This is a genomic window from Pseudanabaena sp. BC1403 (genome assembly GCF_002914585.1).
Taxonomy (GTDB): Bacteria; Cyanobacteriota; Cyanobacteriia; order Pseudanabaenales; family Pseudanabaenaceae; genus Pseudanabaena.
The window spans coordinates 12,631-34,837 of sequence record NZ_PDDM01000022.1 but is presented as its reverse complement, the minus strand read 5'-3'; the positions used below and the strand labels follow the sequence as shown (position 1 = coordinate 34,837).

20 protein-coding genes are annotated in these 22,207 nt (G+C 42.9%); 10 read left to right on the top strand and 10 right to left on the bottom strand.

What is annotated here, in order from left to right; translation table 11 throughout:
• The first annotated feature begins 1 nt into the window (after position 1).
• The 6 genes from CQ839_RS25770 (at position 2) to CQ839_RS18040 (ending at position 3,960) form a co-directional block, all read left to right on the top strand.
• Entirely contained in the window at positions 2–127 is a 126-nt protein-coding gene (locus tag CQ839_RS25770) for a hypothetical protein (RefSeq protein WP_258040782.1), read from the top strand.
• Positions 128–447: 320 nt separating this feature from the next.
• Entirely contained in the window at positions 448–927 is a 480-nt protein-coding gene (locus CQ839_RS18060) for a hypothetical protein (protein WP_103669688.1), read from the top strand.
• 57 nt (positions 928–984) lie between these two features.
• Entirely contained in the window at positions 985–1,356 is a 372-nt protein-coding gene (locus CQ839_RS18055; protein WP_103669687.1) for a roadblock/LC7 domain-containing protein, read from the top strand.
• 108 nt (positions 1,357–1,464) lie between these two features.
• On the top strand, positions 1,465–2,004 hold the full coding sequence (locus tag CQ839_RS18050) for an ATP/GTP-binding protein (RefSeq protein ID WP_103669686.1): 540 nt from the start codon (positions 1,465–1,467) through the stop codon (positions 2,002–2,004).
• Positions 2,005–2,080: 76 nt separating this feature from the next.
• Positions 2,081–2,938 carry a DUF4388 domain-containing protein gene (locus tag CQ839_RS18045; protein ID WP_103669685.1) on the top strand — a complete coding sequence of 286 codons (858 nt, stop codon included), beginning with the start codon at positions 2,081–2,083 and terminating at the stop codon, positions 2,936–2,938.
• A gap of 227 nt (positions 2,939–3,165) precedes the next feature.
• On the top strand, positions 3,166–3,960 hold the full coding sequence (locus CQ839_RS18040) for a tetratricopeptide repeat protein (protein ID WP_103669684.1): 795 nt from the start codon (positions 3,166–3,168) through the stop codon (positions 3,958–3,960).
• A 109-nt stretch (positions 3,961–4,069) separates the two neighbouring features.
• On the opposite strand, the gene CQ839_RS18035 is transcribed toward CQ839_RS18040, so the two are convergent.
• From CQ839_RS18035 to CQ839_RS18020, 4 genes are all read right to left on the bottom strand, one after another.
• Complete coding sequence (locus CQ839_RS18035; protein ID WP_103669683.1) at positions 4,070–4,408, bottom strand: hypothetical protein; 339 nt, start codon at positions 4,406–4,408, stop codon at positions 4,070–4,072.
• 182 nt (positions 4,409–4,590) lie between these two features.
• On the bottom strand, positions 4,591–4,872 hold the full coding sequence (locus tag CQ839_RS18030; protein ID WP_103669682.1) for an antibiotic biosynthesis monooxygenase: 282 nt from the start codon (positions 4,870–4,872) through the stop codon (positions 4,591–4,593).
• A 98-nt stretch (positions 4,873–4,970) separates the two neighbouring features.
• Positions 4,971–5,681 carry a glutathione S-transferase family protein gene (locus CQ839_RS18025; RefSeq protein ID WP_103669681.1) on the bottom strand — a complete coding sequence of 237 codons (711 nt, stop codon included), beginning with the start codon at positions 5,679–5,681 and terminating at the stop codon, positions 4,971–4,973.
• 140 nt (positions 5,682–5,821) lie between these two features.
• Positions 5,822–6,409 (bottom strand): TetR/AcrR family transcriptional regulator, encoded by a 588-nt coding sequence (locus CQ839_RS18020; protein WP_103669680.1) that lies wholly within the window; start codon positions 6,407–6,409, stop codon positions 5,822–5,824.
• Between the two features lie 241 nt (positions 6,410–6,650).
• Here CQ839_RS18020 and CQ839_RS18015 point away from each other — a divergent pair, with 241 nt between their 5' ends.
• On the top strand, positions 6,651–7,529 hold the full coding sequence (locus CQ839_RS18015; RefSeq protein ID WP_103669679.1) for an Rpn family recombination-promoting nuclease/putative transposase: 879 nt from the start codon (positions 6,651–6,653) through the stop codon (positions 7,527–7,529).
• Positions 7,530–7,685: 156 nt separating this feature from the next.
• Here the strand turns inward: CQ839_RS18015 and CQ839_RS18010 are convergent, their stop codons facing one another.
• The gene (locus tag CQ839_RS18010) at positions 7,686–8,705 is read right to left on the bottom strand and encodes a sulfate/molybdate ABC transporter ATP-binding protein (RefSeq protein WP_103669678.1); all 1,020 of its coding nucleotides are present in this window, start codon (positions 8,703–8,705) and stop codon (positions 7,686–7,688) included.
• 546 nt (positions 8,706–9,251) lie between these two features.
• Between CQ839_RS18010 and CQ839_RS18005 the strand changes: the two genes are divergently transcribed.
• A complete protein-coding gene (locus CQ839_RS18005; RefSeq protein WP_103669677.1) occupies positions 9,252–10,808 on the top strand; it encodes a site-2 protease family protein in 1,557 nt (518 codons plus the stop codon).
• 96 nt (positions 10,809–10,904) lie between these two features.
• Here CQ839_RS18005 and CQ839_RS18000 read toward each other — a convergent pair whose 3' ends face one another.
• Positions 10,905–11,969: a radical SAM protein gene (locus tag CQ839_RS18000; protein ID WP_103669676.1), complete on the bottom strand. Its 1,065-nt coding sequence runs from the start codon at positions 11,967–11,969 to the stop codon at positions 10,905–10,907.
• A gap of 97 nt (positions 11,970–12,066) precedes the next feature.
• On the opposite strand from CQ839_RS18000, the gene CQ839_RS17995 reads away from it, so the two are divergent.
• Complete coding sequence (locus tag CQ839_RS17995; RefSeq protein ID WP_103669675.1) at positions 12,067–12,909, top strand: hypothetical protein; 843 nt, start codon at positions 12,067–12,069, stop codon at positions 12,907–12,909.
• 80 nt (positions 12,910–12,989) lie between these two features.
• Here the strand turns inward: CQ839_RS17995 and CQ839_RS17990 are convergent, their stop codons facing one another.
• The 4 genes from CQ839_RS17990 to gltB all read right to left on the bottom strand — a co-directional run bounded on the left by CQ839_RS17990 (position 12,990) and on the right by gltB (position 18,694).
• Positions 12,990–13,433: an RNA-binding protein gene (locus tag CQ839_RS17990; RefSeq protein WP_258040780.1), complete on the bottom strand. Its 444-nt coding sequence runs from the start codon at positions 13,431–13,433 to the stop codon at positions 12,990–12,992.
• Positions 13,434–13,442: 9 nt separating this feature from the next.
• The gene (locus tag CQ839_RS17980; RefSeq protein WP_103669674.1) at positions 13,443–13,628 is read right to left on the bottom strand and encodes a type II toxin-antitoxin system HicB family antitoxin; all 186 of its coding nucleotides are present in this window, start codon (positions 13,626–13,628) and stop codon (positions 13,443–13,445) included.
• 155 nt (positions 13,629–13,783) lie between these two features.
• Entirely contained in the window at positions 13,784–14,017 is a 234-nt protein-coding gene (locus CQ839_RS17975; protein ID WP_103669673.1) for a hypothetical protein, read from the bottom strand.
• 87 nt (positions 14,018–14,104) lie between these two features.
• Positions 14,105–18,694, bottom strand: coding sequence for a glutamate synthase large subunit (gene gltB, locus CQ839_RS17970; protein ID WP_103669672.1), 4,590 nt, complete (start codon positions 18,692–18,694; stop codon positions 14,105–14,107).
• 333 nt (positions 18,695–19,027) lie between these two features.
• Here gltB and CQ839_RS25910 point away from each other — a divergent pair, with 333 nt between their 5' ends.
• A complete protein-coding gene (locus tag CQ839_RS25910; RefSeq protein WP_103669671.1) occupies positions 19,028–22,207 on the top strand; it encodes an adenylate/guanylate cyclase domain-containing protein in 3,180 nt (1,059 codons plus the stop codon).

Sequence of the window (22,207 nt, the reverse complement as noted above, 5' to 3'; positions counted from 1 at the left end):
GTTGAATCAATTATCAGGCTCAGCGGCAAGCTCAGAATCAGAAATTGTTAAGTACTCCCTTCGCACCAAAGAAATAGACATCAAAAACCAAGAATTAGCATTGCGGCGTAAAGCTCCGCAATGCTAATTCTTCGCTGGGAAGGGAGTATCTATAGGAATTGGTAAAAGCTTCTCAAAATGATTGATAAGTTTTTACAATAGCAACTTTTTTTTGTCCCCCTTGACCTTATAGCTAGCTATAGCCTCTATATTTAGATTGATCAAGAAAGGACTGTTAATAAATCCTGTCAAGCAAGGGATGGAGTTAAACTCCATATAGGTAATAAGTTTAATCGCGATGAATTTTGATTCTAGCGGCAGTCAGTCAGTATGGATGTGATTTTGGATGCCTTCAAAAAGAAGGTATTTCATAAGCAATGTTTAATGTCTATCTTTTAAGGTTTTACTATGTCTAATAATGCAGAACAAGTGCGTAATGAGCTTGGTGATTTCAGCAGTATTATTTGCTTCAAAGCAGTAGTTGTGGGTACTGAAGAAGCTCTAGGGGAAAAAGCCGCAGCGATTGCCTTGATCTCTGCTGGTCGTAACCGTGGTAAGCAAGTAGCCGAACAGCTTGGGCTTACAGGAAAAGGAGTTTCTGGCGCAGAGGTCGTTCCGCAGCTTCAGGCAGCATTGGGTAAAGATGGCACAAGACTTTGCATTATCGACAAAATTGTCGAAGCAGGAGAAACGATCACAGTTTACGCTCGCGAAACAATTTGCTCTGCTGGCGAAGTCCAAGGCTCTCCTCGTAAACTAACATTCACTTTGGGAGCCATTCAAGGAGTGCTGGAAAAAGCCACGGGTAAGCGTTTTCGTGGTAAGCAAACAGAATCAGTTCTACGTGGCGGTTCCCATGATGTTGTTGAGTTTGAAGTCCTCGCTTAAGACTTCATAGGTTTTATTATTTTGTGTAACGTTTGTATTTATTAGGAGAATTTCATAGTGGCAATTAACACTGAAAAACTTAGTCTTGTTCTACAAAATTTTGTATCCGCAACCAGCGATGTTCAGGGTGCAGCACTTGTCACTCCAGATGGTTTACCCTTGGCTTCGACCTTGCCAGGTGCAATGGATGAAGAAAGAGTATCGGCAATGTCTGCTGCCATGCTTTCTCTTGGCGAACGAATTGGACAAGAACTTGCCAGAGGTGGTATTGAGCGCATTTTCGTTGAAGGCGACAAAGGTTACGGTATTCTGACAAGCTGTGGCGATGATGCTGTACTTCTAGTATTGGCTGATCAAAAGGCAAAACAGGGGATTTTGATGTTGGAAATTAAGCGGATTGTTTTAGAAATCAAACAGATTCTAAAGTAAAGGCTCAATCAATGCTAAGTAAATGATGGTGGTAATGCAGATATAAGTTAAGCATCCTACCTCTTAATTAATCTGCATTGCCTTTTTAATCATTCACTGAGACATTATATGGAAATCATGCGTTTGGTTGTGACTGGCCCAGTAGGGGCTGGCAAGTCTACCTTTATCAGATCTGTTAGCGAAATTGAAGTTGTTGATACTGACCGTCAAGCGACTGACGAAACCGCAGATCTGAAACCCAAAACCACAGTTGCCTTTGACTTCGGGCGCTTGCAGTTTGGTCCAGAAATGGCTCTACATCTGTATGGGACTCCTGGACAATCTCGATTTGACTTCATGTGGGATATTTTGATTAAGCAAGCCCATGCTTACGTCTTGCTTGTTGCAGCGCATCGTCCAGCCGAGTTTCGATATGCTCGTCGAATTGCTAGCTTTATGAATCAACGGCAAAAGTTACCGATGGTTGTTGGGCTAACTCATACGGACTGCCCCAATGCTTGGCAATCAGAAAACATTGCGATCGCATTAGGGTATATCGACCCTAAAACCCGACCTCCGTTCATAACTGTTAATGCTAATGAACAGTCATCAGTGGCTCAAGCCATTGTTACCCTGATTCAGCATTCCATGCAAGTTTGTTTGGTCTAAGCAGTCCTAGGTCTTTCACTCTATTTCATTCTGTTTCTTTTGTTCTGATTTTTTGCATAATCAAAGGAGTTAAGTCATGGCTATTTCAGGATATCTATCCGAATTCTCTCTTCCAGAGATCTTTCGTTTAATTGAACAGGGAAATAAGACAGGGCGTTTAAGTATTCAAGAGCGCTCTCAAAACCCATTGTATCCAGGAAAGATATTTCGCATTTGGTTTAAACAAGGAAGTATTATTGCAGCGGCAGATAGGCTTGATGGACATGGGTTGTTGTCGATGATTCAGCAACGGGGATGGGTGAGTACTAGAGTTGCATCTCGTATTACAGAAGTATGCGCCATCGATCAACCCGCAGGACTATGTCTAAAAGAACAGGGTTTACTAGAAGCTGAACAACTGAAAATGTTGTTTAGTCAGCAGGTATTGCAACAGGTTTGCAAACTATTTGAGTTGCTAGATGGACAGTTTCAGTTTGACGCTAAAGTAGTAGCGCCTATTACGGAATTGACGGGTTTAAAGGCTCCACCTAGTGAAGTGACCTTAGCTGGTTTACGAGCTTTAAAAGACTGGACTATGCTTTTAGATAAGCTTCCAGAAGCGTCTTCAGGTATTGTCAGTGCAATCACTGGTAAGCCCCAATTTCGATTGAACCAACTAGAATCGCAGGTGTGGGAGTTTACTAAAGGAGATGTCTCAATTCAGAATATTGCTAAGCACTTAAAATTGCCGCTTGACAAGATCCAACAAGTTGCTTTTCGACTAATGACTATGGGACTAGTAGAAGAAGTTCCCTTTGTCGCAGCAGAGATGCCATCACAGAAACAAGATCTTGAAATGTCAATGTCAGGCTCATCAGGAAGCTCCAATTCATTTCCGAGCAATGCATTCTTACAAAACCTCTTAGGTCATCTGAAGATTAAAGCTAACGCTTAACTAAGCTTGTCTTAAATAGTTTGTTTCTAATTCCCGAAAGTGCCCAAAAGTTTAAGTATCTCAGCGGAATTAAAAACCCAAAAATATATCGACGGGCGTAGCCCGCCGATATATTTTTGGGATCGATTATTTTGCGTAAGTCCCTAATTAGCAAGACACAATTAATCTCTCAGCCTGATATATTAAGACAAAAAATAATCTCCACTTTTGGCAAGGATTCAATACTCATGCGATCGCTATTTGCACTTTTTCTTGCCTTATGTTTACTTTTGAATCCTGCACCAGTGCAAGCTCAACTCAACATTACCGAAGCCGAATCAAATCAACTGGATGCCTTGGTCAAAAAAGCTTTTACCGCCACCGATGCAGGTGAATTCCCAGCCGCAGAGGGCTATTGGACAGATTTAATCAAGCTCTATCCTGACAATGCCGCAGGTTGGAGCAATCGCGGCAACTCAAAAATGAGCCAAAATCGTCCTCAAGAAGCGCTTGCAGACTATAACAAATCTGTAGAACTTGCGCCTAATTTCCCCGATCCTTATCTCAATCGCGGTGCGGCTTTGGAAAGCTTGGGCAAATGGGAAGAGGCGATCGCGGATTATGATCGCGTGTTAGCAATTGATCCTAAAGATGCGGCAGCCTATAACAATCGTGGTAATGCCAAAGCTGGCTTAGGCAAATGGGAAGAGGCGATCGCGGATTATCAAATTGCGATGAATGTTAATTCGCGCTTTAGTACTGCCTTTGGTAATAATGCGATCGCTCTGTACGAGATCGGTAAAAGCGATGAAGCAATTAAGGCGATGAAAAATATATTACGCAAATATCCGAATTTTACGGACGTGCGTGCTGCTTTGACTGCGGCGCTTTGGGTAGATAAGAAGCAAGGTGAAGCGGAGAGTAATTGGGTCTCTGTGGAAAACCTCGATCCACGCTATCGAGATATCAATTGGGTAAAGAATATCCGTCGTTGGCCGCCCTCTTTGGTCACGGCGCTCGAAAAGTTTTTGACGTTGAAATAAAAAATAGCTAGCACTAAGTGCTAGCTATTTTTTATTTCAACTATGAGTTGAGAATTAAACCCAATTAAAAAGCAAAAAAATAATGGCGTAGCCATTATTTTTTTGCTTTTTAATTGGCTGGAGTATTTGCTGCGGGGATCGAAATTTTCACGTCTTTACGTTGTTGAGATCTAAAATTGGTCACAGCCTCATCAAAGGATTCAGCTTGACTAGCGCGAAACTGGTCTGGAGACTTGCCGCCAGCGAGGTTGATATTATTAATTAGTTGCAATAAGTTGAGATTGCTGCCACCGACACTAAGTGAGCTTCTTTCTTGTTGTTGAGCTTCACGTAAGGTTTGTTCGGATAGGGTTGGCGCAGGCGTAATTTGGGCGATCGCACCAGCCGCTGCAAATATAGTGGCTGAGACGAGACTAGTTGCGACTAGCGAAATAGTTTTAAAAATCATAGTTTTTGCTCCTTGATAACATCTAGTCACTAGTCTATACCAAATTTTTTGTGACTGGTAGCGATCGCCCGTAAAATTACAACGCTTTGTCCTCAAACCCGAACCAATAAATTTTTGAAAGTGTTGCTTCGCAATACTTTCAAAAATTTATTATGGTTCGTTCGGGCGGCAATCGCTATAAGCTATAGCACGCCGCGTTCTATCTCATGTAGGTAGATAAAGTTAGGTGCTTTTACGCCAGCTTTCTTTCTGATTTCCACCAACTCGCTGGACTCAAAGAAGCGCCGAGCATGATCAAGCGAAGACCACTCTGAGAAATGGACGATGTTATTTGCGTCATTGTCGTAACGCAGTAACTGATAGCTGATTTCACCAGCGGTTTTTCTGATGTCTGCGGCTTGGTCAAAAATGGCTTTCCAAGCTGGATAAGCCTCAACCTCATGAATGATTAAAACGTATTGCATAAGTACCTCGACATAATTAAAAAAACAGAATCTAAATCTGTACCGCCCGCTAAGCGAGCGGTACAGATTTAGGGATTATTGGCTATTGCGATGAATGATTAGATTGGTTGTAGTCTTTGCTCAGATAGAGAACTAATTCGTTGACGGCGGCGACGCTCCCAGATTTTGGGAATTACTTTTATATGGCGTTTAAAACTACTCCACTCCTCTAAACTTAGCTCAATTTGTTGCCAAGCGGGACGCAACAATAATCGCTCAGACCAAATTTGCAATTTTGGATAATCGGTTAACGGAATTCCCAGAGAAGGCATTCTATAAACAAATGTTCCAGCCACAATTTCTGCCATTGTGAGTTGTTCTCCAGCAAAGTAGAGGGAATCACCCAATAAGTTCTCTAAAAAGCCTAAGGTATTGATTGCGCGTAGCCGAGCAAACTCCCAGTCTGCTGATCTTTCGGTTTGGCTATCTTCATTAATGATCAGCCTAATGAACGCAGGTAGTAACTCATTGAGCGCAACCAGTTGTGCCATCCGCGTCTTTGCCAGAGCGATCGCATCGGTAGGAAGTAGTGATGGAGTGGGATACTTGGCTTCCAGATAATCCAAAATCGCTAAGGATTCAATTACCCGAAAATCACCATCTACTAATACTGGGACATGGCTAAAAGGATTCAGAGAAAGGAACTCAGGCTCGAATTGTTTGCCACTTAAATCCACTGGAATCAACTCAAAGGTCAGTTGCTTTTCTAGTAGCGCTAGCCATACAGGGCGAGCATAAGCTGAAGGACGGGCGTAGTATAGTTTCAGCATGGATATTTTGGATTAAATGAGTTTAAGCAAGAAAAGACCGATCGGTCTTTTCTTGCTTAAAAAAACTATATCATTGTTTTGATAGTAATCCAAAGTAATCTGTGAGAGTGCACCCCGAAGGAGCGCACTCTCACAAATCGCTATAGCTGCTGTTGAATATAAAGCTTGAGATGTTTTATTCCGCGTTCCATATGGGAAGCATCGCCATATAGTTTGCTAAGCATTACCGACCCCTCAATGGTCGCAATCAAAATTGTGGCAACAGTATCTGCATCAACCGTTGCCTGAAATTCACCACGCATTATGCCTTTGTCAACAATCCGCCGAATCAAATCACGCCAAGCATCCATTGCTAGTTGCGATCGCTTCCGTAAAGCTGGATGAAAATCATCACTCTCCACGGATGTATTTAGAATTGGACAACCGCCTTCTATTGGTGGATTATCGAGGATGTCTTCGTAAACGCTAAGGATGGCAAGCAGCCTATCTACTGCATGACGTTTTCCTTTCAAAGCACCCATGAATTTCTGTTGCACACAATTCACGGCAAAGTCAAATGCTTCTAAGGCTAATTCGTCTTTGCTATGGAAGTGGTTGTAGATGCCTCCTTTCTGTAATCCTGTAGCACGCATCAAATCTGAAACGGAAGTTCCTGCATATCCTTGCTGATTAAACAGAGTCGCCGCTTGCTCGATAATACGTGTTTTAGTTTCTTGAGCTTTTGACATTTACATTAAAGACCGATCAGTCTTTTTAAGACTAGCAAGAAGAATAACAAAAAGCAAGGTTTTACTATAGTCGATTAGGATGCGTTCATGAAATGCACCAAATAAATCTACTTGGAATCTAATCCCATTATTCTAGAGATCTCCATCCAAATATGCGATCGCTTCTCTTGAACTAGCGATCGCACATTTGATCTATGGATTGAGTCATTCTCAAATGCTCTTGAGATGATAAAATTCCGCAATGATCGATAACATCTGTAAATTTTTAGCAGAGAGTTTTTCCGCAGACTTCGCCAGTTGCTTACTAGGCGAAGCCATTACCCTAACCAAACTCGAACCTTCTGAACTGTCAGTCGAGCCAATTCGCGCTGACTCCGTGATATTTCTCGAATCATCAGAAATCATCCTACACATTGAATTTCAGACCGAGCCAAATAAAAACATCCCATTCCGCATGGCTGATTATCGACTGCGGCTATATCGTAAATTTCCCGATAAACAAATCCATCAAGTTGTCATCTATCTCACCCCCAGCCAATCATCCTTAGTCCATGAAACCAAATTCAATATTGGCACGCTCAACCATGAATTTAACGTCATCAGACTATGGGAACAACCCACCACAATATTTCAGAAATATCAAGGACTCTTCCCCTTCGCAACCCTATCTCAAACTAATGATCCCGCAGAAACCTTAAGACAAGTTGCTAATCAAATTGAAAATATCGAAGATAAACAGGTAAAAAGTAACGTAGCTGCATCGACAGCTATAATATCGGGTATAGCCCTGAATAAAGAAATCATCCAAAGATTACTAAGGAGCGAAATCATGAAAGAATCAGTGATTTATCAAGAAATACTGCGAGAAGGCAAGGCTGAAGGCAAGGCTGAAGGCAAGGCTGAAGGAATAGCTGAAGGAATAGCTGAAGGCGAAGCCAAAGGCAAAACTAAAGAAAGAAACCAGATCGCTCTAAATATGTTGCGCTCCAACATTTCCCTAGACTTAGTCGCCCAATTTACAGGACTAACCCTAAAACAAGTCCAGAAGCTACAAAAAAATTCCGTAAAACAGTCTCAAACTCCCAAGATTTCAAAGCCAAAGAGATCGCCAAAATCTTAATCTGGCTAGTAAAAGCAAGATTTCGGCGATCGCTATAGCGGTTTTCATTTTGACGTAGACAAAATGAAAACTCAAAAACAAAACTCTTACTGGGATTTATTTTTTGTTTTCAAATGAGTGCATACTCATTTGAAAATCGCTAATTGAAGGAGATCGTTAGATTGAATAGTCTAAAGGAAACGACTTGGCATCCTTTGGCTCGATATGGACATATTGTTGTGGTTGTAACTTCAACTCATCAAAACGTTCACGAGTAAGGTGAGCCGTCAAAACCTGTCCATCACCTAGCATCAATTCAGCTTGAACTTCCCAACCAAGATGAATTAGCCTTGTGATGCGTGCTGATACCGATGTGCTAGTTGCCTCTGTCTCAATCAAAATATCGCGAGGACGAATATACACATCTTCACTAGCACTATGGATTTTAGAGAATTCACTAATGCGATCGCGATTGGCGGGAAGTACATTCACAGGGCCAATAAAACTCATCACAAAGGGAGTCGCAGGATTATCGTAAACTTCGGCAGGAGTGCCAATTTGCTCGATCTTGCCTTTATTCATCACCACGATCACATCAGACACTTCCATCGCTTCTTCTTGGTCGTGGGTGACAAACACACTAGTGACATGTACTTCATCATGAAGTCGGCGTAACCATGCCCGCAATTCTTTACGGACTTTTGCGTCTAGCGCTCCAAAGGGTTCGTCGAGAAGCAATACACTGGGCTGGACAGCGAGGGCGCGCGCGAGGGCAACTCGTTGGCGTTGTCCGCCAGATAGTTGTGATGGGTAGCGGTTGCCCAAACCTTTAAGTTGGATTAGTTCTAGCAATTCTTCGACGCGATCGGCAATTTTTGCTTTCGGTTCTTTGCGGATTTCTAGACCAAAAGCAATATTTTTGCGAATGGTCATGTGCTTGAAGAGAGCGTAGTGCTGAAACACAAAGCCAATATTGCGATCGCGTACATCTTGATCGGTGGCATCTTTACCAGTCAGAAAAATTTTGCCGCGATCGGGAGTTTCTAGACCTGCGATCAATCTTAATAGGGTGGACTTACCAGAACCTGAAGGGCCTAATAACGCCACCAATGAGCCAGTTTTGACCTCAAGATTGATATTATCTAGGGCTAAAAAATCGCCAAATTGCTTAACTACATTTTCTACAACAATGCCCACGTTGCACTTACCTCAAATTGTCTTGATATGACCGACGCGATCGCCTTTACAAATACTTTTAAGAGTTAAAAACCCAGAGCCAAAACCAGAGTTGCCCGCTGCGCAGGCAGCTCTGGTTTTAGGGTTTTATATTTACTTGAGCTTAGCTACTCATAAAAGTTTTTTCAAATCCACAGTTAATCTATGTGTTTACCGTTGATTGGATATGATCATATATTACAGTACTTCGTGCTGCTAGAAAAACCAGAAAATTTATAAAAGTACACCCAAACAAGCCAAGAACTCAAGTTATTGGCTAAAGGCTCAAGTCCACTGAAGTGGGCTACAGAATACTTTCAAGCAAACCGTTTCAACGGGTTTGAGCTTTTAGTCCGCACTTGAGTGCAGGGCTACTGAGTAAGTCCTGATTCTTTATAAAACTTTCTGAACATGAGATTACGGTTTATCGCTAAAGTGGATATACAAAACACCGCCAAACTACTAAGAAATTGTAGGGAATTATGGCTTGTCGTCGAGAATTCCTAGGATTTCCTGTAATTTATTTTTATGATATCAACTCCACTTCTTCCGATCACCGTATTTATACTCACCCTCGCTTTGCTAGGTTGGGGATATTTTCGTTCCCGCAAGTTTGGCAAGCTTGGGTTACTGTCTTGGCTTCAATTTGTGGCGCTTATGTCACCTTGGCTTGTTTATTTTGGCTTGTTTGTGTCGGGTGTTTTTATAAATTTTACAACGCTATTATTCTTATTGCTTAGTTCTACGATCGCCTATGTGGCGATTAGCAACCAATTACGCAAAGCCGCCACAGAGGAAAGATCGGCGATCGAGCAAAAACTCAAAAAAGATCTTGATGCAACTGCTAGTGATCTTCCTAATTCTCCCGATAATTCAACCAATAAACCGCCAGTTAACAGTCCGATTGCCGTGGCTATGTCACAGGGCAAGACGCAACTAAAAATGTTTAGGGCACTTCCTGCGGAAGATATGAAGCTGATACAAGGAATCTTTGGGATTGAAACCTATTACGTCACCGAAACGATTCCCTATCAAGAAGGGGCGATTTTTAAAGGTAACTTGCGTGGTGAGCCTGATGTCGTTCACGATCGCTTGACTAAATCCCTCAGCGATCGCCTTAGCGATAAATACAATCTATTTTTGGTGGAAGGTCAAGATCGTAAACCAGTGGTGATTGTGCTACCTAGCCGAGTTAGTAATGTCGATAACAATACAATTCCTCAAAAAGTACTAATTGCGGTGTTGATTGTCGCAAATGGCTACACAGCCTTAAACTTGGGCGCGTTAGTTGCGGGTATTCCTGTAGTCCAAGAACCTCAACAATATTTAGTAGGACTACCCTTTGCTCTTGGTATTGGGGCGATTTTAGGTGTGCGTGAGTTGGCTATGCGTCTGATGGCAAAGAAGTACAAAGTAAATATGAGTTTGCCGTTTCTCTTGCCTTCATCACAATTAGGTTCTTTCGGTGCATTCAGTCGGGTTTCTTCGCCATTACCTCATCGGCTGGCTCTGTTTGATATTGCGATCGCTCCAGCTTTGGCAAGTGGATTACTATCTTTGCTCATGCTTCTAGTTGGTTTACGCCTATCTGCGATCGGGATGGGCAGTATTGATATTCCTAGTCAAATTTTTCAAGCATCGGTACTGGCGGGAACCTTGGCGAAACTCTTCCTCGGTGAGGCATTACACAATAGCTTTATTTCGATTCACCCGTTAGTAGTTCTCGGCTGGCTCGGCTCGGCTATCACCGCCTTGAATTTGATGCCAGCAGGTCAGTTAGATGGCGGTCGGATCGTGCAATCAATTTATGGACGACGCACGGCAAGCGTGACGACGGTATTGACGTTGATTTTCTTAGTGATTGCCACAGTGATTAATCCACTTGCGCTCTATTGGGGTGGCATTGTCTTGATTCTATTGAGAGATCTGGAACGTCCAATGCTGAATGAACTTTCAGAACTTGATGGCGATCGCGAAGCTTTGGGTGTGGTGGCACTCTTTTGGATGTTGATTACTTTACTTCCACTCACTTCTGGTGTTGCGGAACGTCTGGGCATTGGTAGTAGTGGTGGTCTGCTTCCGTGAGTTCATAAAAACAAATAGGCGATCGCTTATTCTGTCAAAAGGGAACGCGATCGCCCCCAACAAACTAACAACATCAAACAGCGATCACCCCTAATCTCAAAAAGCTACTAATTTCTCAGATCCTTTCTTGAATGTATTACGTTTGCGAATTGCTTGATCTTGTGATGCTACAGACTGAGGTAGTTTTACCCCAGATGATTGAGGCTTTCTTGTGTAATTGTCCCAATCTTCTACTGTTTTTCTGAATAACCAATAATCTAAGGAAGCATCATCTACAAAACCGCGAAGTTCTGGATCAACCCAAATATGCAAAAGATCTTTACATCCTATATTTTTAGCAGCTTGCTCAATATCTTGCCATTGTTGGATAAAGTTTTCTGCCCAAGATTCTCTATTAGTTATAGAACGAACAAAATCTAGTCCTGCTTCTAGCATTCTCTTTCCATTTGTGCCACGAGCATTGATTGGTTCCCAGAAAATGACTTCAGGTTCAAATTTCATCACTTGCTGTAACAGATTTTGGAAATCCTGTAATTGCATTGTTGGCGGTGTGGGTGCGATCGCCGCATAAAGTTTAATACCTGCCTTATATCCCTTCATCATCGCTTTGTATCGGTCAGATGGTAGAGGTGCTGCGGGTTCAATTTTGCGGCTGAGTTCATCATCAAGCATGGGTAAACTCATTCCAACAGTTACATTACGCGATCGCAAAATATCTATATCATTTGTCCATAGAGGGCTACGAGTCAAAATCCGTACTCGTTTGTCATATTTAAGCAACACTTTGACAACTTGGCGCGTGATTGTTGCGGTTTGATGGTTTTGATAAGGGTCAGTACCAGAACAGAGCATAACAACTCCCTGTCCTGATTCTGTAGTTTTCCAAGTTCTTTTACGGCTGAGAGTTTCTTCTAACTGCTCAGCAATACCTTCACGTACAAATAGATACTTTCCCCAGTCCATTTGAGGGTTATCAACGCCTTTTTGGGCTAGTTGTGCTTGTCTGGTTCTGATCACTGGAGTTGAGGGGACATAGCAAAATGTACAACCGTGCAGACAACCAGAAGCAACGTTAATAACATAGTCACATAGTCCTTTTTTCCTTAGTGCGCTTTCCTGTAGAGGACTAGCGACAGTTTCAGTACCTCTCACAGTCTCCATAACAACAAACCTCAATATTTTTGAAAAACGTACAATATACTATAATTAACTATATGCTATATTTTTAGAAATATACACCTATTAAGAGAAAAATAGGATGCCAATTACACCATCTGGACAAGGTTTTAGTAAAAATACATCTGCAAAACAGAAACAATTTGATTATTTCATAGATATTCACCTTGGCATTTGCAAAGGGATTTTTAAAGGAAATCAAGATAAAGCTTGGTTATCCCATATCTACCAGTATATTGACTTAAATGCTGGTACTGGCATCAGTGAAGCATACGGAGAAGGAAGCCCTATAATTTTTTTGAAACAAGCAGAATCCAAAAAGGTTAATTCTTCGTGCTATTTTGTCGATATCAAAGATTCAGTTCTAGAAGAATTAAAGCGAAATGTTTCTCGTTTCTCATGTCAAGCTCATTATTTTTCTTGTGATAACAAGCTAGCGCTTGAAAATATTTCAGAGTCTTTGTATTCTCATTCTCAAAATAACAAGAAAGCATTATATGGGTTGCTGTACTCTGATGAAAATGGCACAGTTCCTCCCTTTGATCAATTATCAAAAGTATTCAAAGGCAGAAAATATCTAGAAACCATAGATATTCTTATCTACTTTTCGGCAACGAATGTAAAACGCTGTTTAAAGTCAGACACTTCTGATGTTTATAAGAGATTAACTGATTACATAAGAAATGTACCGAAGAAACATTGGCAAATCAGAGAATCGGAAGATAAACATCAATGGAGCTTTTTATTCGGAACAAACTGGGATAAAAATGGACAGATGGGATATCCAAGAATCACAAAGTATAATTTTCACGATATCAGTAGCAACAGAGGGAGAGAAATTTTAGAACGTCTTGCATATACCAATGATGAAATACAGGACATGATACAACCTAAAATACCAGGGCTATTTGACTCAATGGAGTGATTAATAGGAATGTATTTGGGTCATCTATCATAATCATCATCTAGTAGTCAGAAAATTATTACTAGCGATCGCCCCGAAATTTACACTTGATTCACAACTGGCAATCTCAACTTGACCAAAGACTTTTGTAAAATGCTCGGCTTAACACTCAACCAAACTTGATTGCGATCATCCTCAGTATAGCCAACCACCACCGCCCCCAAAGGTGAACCAATCTCAGGATACATTTCTGGAATCATCGCGCCACTATCCAAAAAATCTGGAATCTGGATAATTCCCTCTACATTCTCATCCCCAATATCAACAAACACCCCAAAAGACGCATGAAATTCTACTTTCCCGTAAATTAACTTCCCAAGCTGATACTTAGTTTTGACTCGACTCCAAAGTTGTTGGTTCATCAATCCGCCCAAGTAACTAACAGCCTGAGTTTCTAAAGCAGGACGTTTTAAAGTCGTAAGATTAAATAAATCTAAGACATCTTCGCCATCATCAAACTTTTTATCTAACTCTTCAGCTTTCATATAAATTGGCTAAGCTAGTTGCAATACTTGAGGTGATGGTAAAGGTTTACCCGTTTCTTCGTAATCTTCGATTAAAAGCTCTAATACCTCCTCTGCATTAGCGATCGCCTCTGCATAAGTATCTCCATGCGTAAAGTATCGCTGCAAGGTATTAGAAAACTCAGGTAATACCAAATCACTTAGATAAGGCGACAGATGGAATTTTCACACTCTAAATATTGGTTTGGGTTTACGAGCATTATTTAATAACCATCTGTCGTCTTTACTTTGTGTTTTAGTATAATTCCACTAGATAACATTTATCTTAATCTGACCAAACAAGATTAACGCGATACTTATATTTCATACTTTTAGCCAACTGATGATTGAGGCATAGACTCGATTAAGGCTCTTAGCACTTTGTTAACGGCTTCAGGCGTAGTAAAAACCCGTGCCACATCTTCATCTAAAACCACAATATTTAATCTCTTAGCTTCACCACGATTAGCAAAACGATTGGGCTTAGCTTTCTGATAATCAAAGCTATATTCAGGTAAAAGATCATCATCAGCATTTAATTGATTTTCAAAACTATTGCTGTTCATACTCTTCACGCTCTTTTCTAGTGGCTATACGGGCGCTAATAATCCGAAAGAGAAAACAAGGGGCTTAAGCCCCTTGCTTCTTGTTAATTAGCTGCCACCGATACGGGCGACATCGCGGGAGTTAGCTTCAAAGGCGGCATTGAGGGCATCATCACCACTCAAGCCATCTTCCAAGGCTTCCTTAATCGCTTGCAATACCCGCTTGTAATCCTTGGGCATTACCTTCACGAACTTAGGAGCGATCGCATTCCAATCAGCGAGAACTCGTTCACCGATCGCACTCTCCGTATAATCAACGTGCTGTTGAATCAACTGCTTCAGATCCTTGATTTCTTCAGGATCTTCGAGCTTTTCTAAGCCGACCATCGAGGCATTGCAACGGGTTGCGAAATCGCCTGCCTCATCGAGAATGTAGGCAATACCGCCACTCATACCTGCGGCGAAGTTCCGTCCTGTTAATCCAAGAACGACCACTTTTCCGCCAGTCATATATTCGCAACCGTGATCGCCGATGCCTTCGACTACAGCGTTTACGCCAGAGTTCCGCACCGCAAAGCGTTCACCAGCGATACCGCGAATGTAGACTTCGCCACTGGTTGCGCCGTAGAGAGCGACGTTACCCGCGATGATATTCTCTTCGGCGACAAAGGTAGAAGCTTTGTGGGGATAGAGAATGATCTTACCGCCGCTCAGACCTTTGCCGAGGTAGTCGTTGGTATCGCCTTCCAGTTCCATCGTCACACCAGAGGGAACGAATGCACCAAAGCTTTGACCAGCCGTGCCTTGGAAATGGAGATGCACGGTGTCGTCGGGCAATCCTTCCCAATGGCGCTTGGTGATTTCGTTGCCGAGGATAGTTCCGACGGCGCGATTGATGTTTTTAATGGGAATTATTGCCTCAACAGGTTCACCATCCACGATCGCAGCTTGGCACAAATCTAACAATACAGTCATATCAAGGGATTTGTCTAAACCGTGATCCTGTGGGATTTGGCAGTAGCGACCGACATCGGCTCCAACTTCTGGTTGGTAGAGAATCTTCGAGAAGTCTAAGCCCTTGAGTTTCCAATGCTCGACGGCTTGCTTGGCTTCTAGCACTTCAGTACGACCGACCATTTCATCAAGGGTGCGGAAACCGAGTTTCGCCATTAGTTCGCGGACTTCCATTGCGATGAAGGTCATGAAGTTGACGGTATGGGCGGGATCACCTGTGAACTTCTCGCGTAGTTGCGGATCTTGGGTAGCGACACCAACAGGGCAGGTATTGAGATGGCAGACGCGCATCATGATACAGCCGAGAGAGACAAGGGGAGCCGTAGCAAAGCCGAACTCCTCTGCACCAAGGAGAGCGGCGATCACGACATCACGACCAGTTTTCATTTGTCCATCGGTTTCGACAACGATACGGCTGCGGAGGTTGTTGAGAACGAGGGTTTGGTGGGTTTCAGCGAGTCCGAGTTCCCAAGGTAAGCCCGCGTGCTTGATTGAGGTTTGGGGTGATGCGCCAGTACCGCCATCGTAGCCTGAGATAAGAACCACGTCAGCGTGAGCCTTAGAAACCCCTGCGGCGATCGTTCCAACGCCGACTTCCGATACAAGCTTGACACTGACACGGGCAGCACGGTTGGCGTTCTTGAGGTCGTGAATCAACTCAGCGAGGTCTTCGATGGAGTAGATGTCATGGTGAGGAGGAGGTGAAATTAAGCCCACCCCTGTGGTGGAGTGGCGAACTTTGGCAATCCAAGGATAGACTTTCTTTCCAGGAAGTTGACCGCCTTCCCCTGGTTTTGCGCCTTGAGCCATTTTGATTTGAATTTCTTTGGCTTGGGAGAGATAGAGACTGGTTACGCCGAAACGTCCAGAGGCAACCTGTTTGATGGCGCTATTTTTGGAATCGCCTTGCTCGTTTGTCCATGTGTAGCGATCGGGATCTTCGCCGCCTTCGCCTGTATTGGACTTACCGCCGATACGATTCATAGCGATCGCAAGAGCTTCATGGGCTTCCTTAGAAATCGAACCGTAACTCATCGCGCCCGTTTTGAAGCGGCTCAAGATTGATTCAATCGGTTCTACTTCGTCAATGAAAATAGATTCACGCGATTTAAAATCGAGCAAGCCGCGCAGGGTGAAATGTTGTTGATTCTGTTCATTGACTAAACTTGAATATTTCTTGAACAGTTCATAGTTGCCATCGCGCACTGCCTTTTGCAAGGCGTGAATGGTTTCAGGACTAAACAAGTGCGCTTCACCCTCCTTGCGCCATTGATAATCACCGCCAACATCGAGAGTGTTGCTACTGGATGGGCGTTCGGGGAAGGCGTGGGTGTGCCGAGCGATCGCTTCTTTAGCAATCACTTCCAAATCTGCGCCTTCGATGCGGGATGCTGTCCAAGTGAAGTATTTCTTGATCACATCTTGATTCAAGCCAACGGCTTCAAAGATTTGAGCGCCACGATAGCTCTGGATAGTGGAGATACCGATTTTGGATGCAACCTTGGTTACGCCTTTAGTCGCTGACTTGATGTAGTTCTTAACCGCTGTTTTGAACTCGACATTGACTAAGAGACGTTGATCGATCATGTCTTTGATCGTCTCAAAGGCAAGATAAGGATTCACCGCACCGCAACCATAGCCGATCAGCAATGCAAAGTGATGCACTTCTCTAGGTTCGCCAGATTCGAGGACTAGCCCGACTCTAGTACGGGTTCCCGTGCGGATGAGATGGTGATGCAAGCCTGACACGGCAAGTAATGCAGGAATTGGCGCATTAGCGGAATTCACACCGCGATCGCTCAGAATCAAAATATTCACACCATCGGCGATCGCTTGATCCGCCTTAGCACAAATCTCAGTAATTGCTGATTCTAATCCAGATACACCAGATTTAGGATTGAACAAAGTGGAAAGGGTGACGGATTTAAAACCACCTTCGTTAATATGCTTCAACTTCGCAAGTTCGGCATCGCTAAGAATGGGAGTTTTTAGCTCGATCAAATGACAGCTTTCTGGTTCAGGCTTGAGCAAATTCCTTTCTGCACCAATGGTAGTTTCCGCAGAAGTAATAATCTCTTCACGAATCGAGTCAATCGGTGGATTAGTTACCTGAGCGAAAAGCTGTTGGAAATAGTCGTAGAGAAGTTTGGAACGATTGGAAAGAATTGCTAACGGGGTATCTGCACCCATCGCGCCGATCGCTTCTACACCATCTCTCGCCATTGGGGTCAGCAGCAAGCGTAAATCTTCAAAAGAATAGCCAAATGCCATTTGACGCTGCGTGAGCGGAATTGCTTCGGCTTCAGTCGCATCAGCATCCTTGAGATTCGCAATGTCTACCATGTGCTGATTAATCCATTCACGGTATGGCTGCTCGGTTGCGATTTGATGCTTGATTTCTTCGTCAGCAACTATCCGCCCCTCTTCCATATTCACGAGAAACATCCGTCCTGGTTGCAAGCGACCCTTCGATTCAATCATTTCAGGTGCAATATTCAATACACCTGCTTCTGATGCGAAGATGACCAAATCATCCTTAGTGACATAGTAGCGAGAAGGACGCAAACCGTTGCGATCCAACACAGCGCCGATCATTGTGCCATCGGTGAAAGCGATCGAGGCGGGACCATCCCAAGGTTCCATCAAACAAGAGTGATATTCATAAAAAGCTTTCTTCTCATCACTCATCGACTCATGGGCTGTCCAAGGCTCAGGAATCATCATCATCATCGCGTGAGGTAGCGATCGCCCAGCCAGTACCAATAATTCCAAAGCGTTATCAAAAATCGTCGAGTCACTACCCTCGATGTTAATCACGGGCTTAATTTTGGAAATATCATCACCAAACAAGTCCGACTCAAACATCGACTGACGCGCAATCATCCAGTTGGTGTTGCCGCGCAAAGTATTAATTTCACCATTATGGGCAATGTAGCGGTAAGGGTGCGATCGCTCCCAGCTAGGGAAAGTATTTGTACTAAAGCGCGAGTGAACTAAAGCTAGAGCGCTTTCCATGTCGGGATCACGCAAATCAGCCGCGTAATACAAGCCTACCTGTGCTGTCATCAACATCCCTTTATAAACGATGGTGCGACAGGAAAGGCTAGAGGGATACCAATAGGCATCGATATTGGAAGCACGAATCGCGGTGTGAGCGAGTTTGCGAAGTACAAATAACTTGCGATCGAAGGCTAGGTCATCGGCAAGATCGGGCGATCGCAAAATAAATACTTGCTGCATGAATGGCTCGCTCGATTGTGCCGTCGCTCCCAAGGAGGAATTATCAGTCGGGACATCACGCCAACCTAGGACTTTTAAACCCTCGGACTCAACCAACTTTTCAAAAGCTTGTCTACCATTCTTACGAGCTTCAGGATCTGGTGAAGCGTAAACCATGCCCACGCCATATTGACCGACCTCTGGCAAGGCAATATTTGCGGCGGCGGCTACCTTTACCAAAAATTTATGGGGAATCTGCATCAAAATCCCAGCACCGTCACCCGTATTAGTCTCGCAACCGCACGCGCCGCGATGTTCCAAGTTCTCCAAAATCGTCAGCCCCTGCTCAACGATCGCATGGGATTTCTTTCCTGATTTATGGACAATAAAGCCGACCCCACAAGCGTCATGTTCAAATTGGGGATCGTATAAACCTTGTTTTACGGGCAGTGCGTTGCTATTCATCATGGACTGAAAGGGATGTTGTTAAAGAACTATTATGTGAGCTTCATCGTAATCGGGTAGTTACGATCGCTACTTTGGATTGTACTAATAAATCTCTGCCTTAGGTAGGATGTTTTAAGGAATTGATCATCTATTGAGTAGATCAAATGATGCTCAGAGCCGTTTTTGTTGCCCTTACTACGAAACCAAACAAGTTAAAATTGTCTCAAACTAGCCATAAGGAATTCATTGATGCTGAGCTAATAAATCTGAGCAAATAGGCGCAGACACATACTTTTAAGCGAGGATCACTTTATTATGGGGAATATCTAGCATTTTTTACGCAGCTTTTGTATGACTGCTCCCGACTGTAAAGATCACAAATCCCAACGCGATCGCCAGATGTCTCTCAAGATATTGCTGATTGTTCCTTTCGTGACGCAAGTGATTTTGGCGGTGGGGATCACAGGATGGCTATCGGTACAGAACGGGCGTGAAGCAACTCAGGAGTTAGCTCCCCAAATCGGACAAGAAGTAACTAACACGATTGAAGCCCATGTGAGAGGGTACTTCGATGCACCTTTAGAAATTTTGCAGTCTCATGGAGCCATGGCAAGGGCAGGCTATTTGAATTTTGAGAATTTAAATAGCTTAGATAAGATATTTTGGCAGCAGATGCGCCAAGCCCAAAGTTTATATTTTTTCTACGCAGCAAATCCCCAAGGGCAATTTATTGGTGTCGAGCGTAGGGAAGGTAATGCTTTAGTATTACATCAATCTTTCTTGCCAAATTCATCAGCTTCACAGCAAAAATTAATCTATCGATTAGATAAGGTTGGGAAAATCCTAAACCAGATTGAGGCGAATATTTACGATCCTCGCGATCGCCCTTGGTATAAAAGTGCTGTCAAGGCTCGTCAAGCTGTTTGGAGTCCGATTTATCTGTTTGTGGCGCGTCCGATTTTAGGGATTACGGCTTCTTTGCCGATTTATAATGAATCTGGTAACTTACGCGGAGTAATTGCGATCGATTTGACGCTGGCTCAAATAGGTGACTTTCTACGCCAACTAAAAATCGCTAAAACAGGACAAGCTTTCATTCTCGAACCATCAGGAGAGATCGTCGCTACATCAACTTCTGAAGCACCTTATATTTCCATAGATAAAAAGCAACAACGCATTCATGCTAATAAAAGTCAAAATCCTTTACTGCGATTGATTTTTCAAAATCTTCAACAAAAGTATCCTAATTCTATTGATATTCCTAAGCATCTACAGATCCAAATGGAATGGGAAGGTGCGACTCAATATGTCCAGATTACGCGATTGCGAAATGAACAGGGTCTAGACTGGTTGATGCTCGTAGCCGTTTCGGAACAAGACTTTCGCGATCGCATTAATATTAATACGCGCAACACAATCGTCTTATGTGCTTTAGCTTTTATATTGGCTAGTGTGACAGGCTTCTATACATCAAAGTGGATTGCTAAACCAGTAGAGAAATTAATCGATGCTTCGCATTTGCTGGCAGAGCTCTCTGCCTCAGCCGATCTTGCCACTGGCCATCCCTATAAACCTATTCAAGCAGCGAATGTTCGAGAGCTGTCAATTCTGGCTGATTCCTTTAATCAAATGGCGCAACAATTGCAAATCTCTTTTACGGAGCTTGCCCAAAGTAAAGAAGAATTAGAAATTCGGGTGGAACAGCGTACTTCTGATTTAAAAACCAGTGAGACTAAATACCGTACCCTTGTTGAAGCGGCAAATTGCATCATTTTACGGAGAGATATTGCTGGCACAATTAAATTTATTAATGAATATGGGGTAACCTTCTTTGGATTTCATAATCAAGATGAGATGGTTGGGAGAAATATTAGTGGAACTATTATCAAGAATAGTGATGATACAACTATTACTGATTTGCTGAATTGGATGGGAAATAGCACTAAGGCTCCCCAAGTTTCTATGTTTCAAGAAAGTCAAAACGTTCGCAATGATGGAGAGGAGGTTTGGATATCTTGGGCGAATTGCCCTATTTTGGATGATTCGGGAAGGCTAGTTGAGGTTCTGTCGATTGGAATTGATATTACGGAAAGAAAGAAAATAGAGTCCACTCTTGAGGAGTTTGTGAGTTTGCAAAGAGCTACCTTTGAATCGATTGCCGATGGCGTAGTTGCCGTGGATCAGCTTGGTCATGTCAATAGCTATAACCAACGCTTTGTCGATATGTTCTCGCTATCTCCAGAGATTTTATCTGCAAACAATACGGATCTTCGATTGGAGTTTCTCTCGACAATGATGATTGATCCTCAAGACTTTATGCTGCGATCGCAAGAGTTCTATCGTCATCCTGAACACGAAAGTTATGATTTACTAGAACTGGTAGATAGCAGAGTATTGGAACGTTATTCCCGTCCACAGAGGATTGGTAATCAGATTATTGGACGTGTATGGAGTTTTCAAGATATAACTGCTCGTGTGAGAGCGGAGCAAGCTCTCGAAGAACAAAAAACTTATTTGCGATTAATCATTGATAGTATTCCGCAACAGATTTTCTGGAAAGATACCAATCTGGTTTTCCGAGGCTGTAATAAAAATTGGGCGATGTCTGCTCAATTAGAAACTCCAGAAAGTGTGGTGGGCAAAACTGATTACGATCTAATTGGAAATCTTGATTTAGCAAATATATTTCGCGCCCATGATCAACAAATAATGGAATCGAATATTCCTGAAATGCATGTAATTCAGCGGAAGCTTAATCCAGATAAGTCGGGAAAATCAATATGGCTGGATATTAGTAAGTTGCCAATTATTGATGCTGAGGGCAAGACTATTGGTATTTTGGGTGTACTTGATGATGTTACCGAACGAAAACTTGCCGAGGAAGCACTTCATAGTGAGCAAGAAAAATCCGAGAAATTATTATTAAACATTTTGCCTAAAGCGATCGCCGATCGCCTTAAACAATTTCACGGAGTTATTGCCGATAGCTTTGAGTCAGTCACCGTTCTTTTTGCCGATTTGGTTAGCTTTACCAGAATGTCCTCAGAACTCTCTCCTCATGAACTTGTCGATCTGCTAAATCTAATTTTTTCTAATTTTGATACCCTTTGCGAAAAGTATGGATTGGAGAAAATCAAAACCATAGGTGATGCCTATATGGTGGCAGGTGGCATTCCTCTTCCGACAGAAGATCATGCGGAGGCGATCGCATCTATGGCATTAGATATGGTTGATAAAGTGAATGAACTTAGCAAATTGACAGGTAAACCACTACAAATCCGTATCGGTATTCATACGGGGGCTGTAATTGCGGGGGTAATCGGCACACAAAAGTTTATTTACGATCTCTGGGGTGACACGGTGAATGTGGCGAGTCGGATGGAGTCCCACAGTGAAGTTGGTAAAATCCAAGTGACTGCCGCTACCTATGAACTGCTAAAACATAAATTTGATTTAGTCGAGCGTGGTGTGATCGAAGTCAAGGGCAAAGGATTAATGCAAACCTATTGGCTTACCTCTTCCCCAAAATAA

Excerpts from the sequence above, each read along its gene's own strand:
- CQ839_RS18040 (WP_103669684.1), top strand. The coding sequence starts at position 3,166 with ATGCGATCGCTATTTGCACTTTTTCTTGCCTTATGTTTACTTTTGAAT.
- CQ839_RS17975 (WP_103669673.1), bottom strand. The coding sequence starts at position 14,017 with ATGAACAGCAATAGTTTTGAAAATCAATTAAATGCTGATGATGATCTT.
- CQ839_RS18035 (WP_103669683.1), bottom strand. The coding sequence starts at position 4,408 with ATGATTTTTAAAACTATTTCGCTAGTCGCAACTAGTCTCGTCTCAGCC.
- CQ839_RS18005 (WP_103669677.1), top strand. The coding sequence starts at position 9,252 with ATGATATCAACTCCACTTCTTCCGATCACCGTATTTATACTCACCCTC.
- CQ839_RS18015 (WP_103669679.1), top strand. The coding sequence starts at position 6,651 with ATGATCGATAACATCTGTAAATTTTTAGCAGAGAGTTTTTCCGCAGAC.
- CQ839_RS18045 (WP_103669685.1), top strand. The coding sequence starts at position 2,081 with ATGGCTATTTCAGGATATCTATCCGAATTCTCTCTTCCAGAGATCTTT.
- CQ839_RS18050 (WP_103669686.1), top strand. The coding sequence starts at position 1,465 with ATGGAAATCATGCGTTTGGTTGTGACTGGCCCAGTAGGGGCTGGCAAG.
- CQ839_RS18060 (WP_103669688.1), top strand. The coding sequence starts at position 448 with ATGTCTAATAATGCAGAACAAGTGCGTAATGAGCTTGGTGATTTCAGC.
- gltB (WP_103669672.1), bottom strand. The coding sequence starts at position 18,694 with ATGAATAGCAACGCACTGCCCGTAAAACAAGGTTTATACGATCCCCAA.
- CQ839_RS17995 (WP_103669675.1), top strand. The coding sequence starts at position 12,067 with ATGCCAATTACACCATCTGGACAAGGTTTTAGTAAAAATACATCTGCA.
- CQ839_RS18000 (WP_103669676.1), bottom strand. The coding sequence starts at position 11,969 with ATGGAGACTGTGAGAGGTACTGAAACTGTCGCTAGTCCTCTACAGGAA.
- CQ839_RS18030 (WP_103669682.1), bottom strand. The coding sequence starts at position 4,872 with ATGCAATACGTTTTAATCATTCATGAGGTTGAGGCTTATCCAGCTTGG.
- CQ839_RS18025 (WP_103669681.1), bottom strand. The coding sequence starts at position 5,681 with ATGCTGAAACTATACTACGCCCGTCCTTCAGCTTATGCTCGCCCTGTA.
- CQ839_RS25910 (WP_103669671.1), top strand. The coding sequence starts at position 19,028 with ATGACTGCTCCCGACTGTAAAGATCACAAATCCCAACGCGATCGCCAG.
- CQ839_RS17990 (WP_258040780.1), bottom strand. The coding sequence starts at position 13,433 with ATGAAAGCTGAAGAGTTAGATAAAAAGTTTGATGATGGCGAAGATGTC.
- CQ839_RS18020 (WP_103669680.1), bottom strand. The coding sequence starts at position 6,409 with ATGTCAAAAGCTCAAGAAACTAAAACACGTATTATCGAGCAAGCGGCG.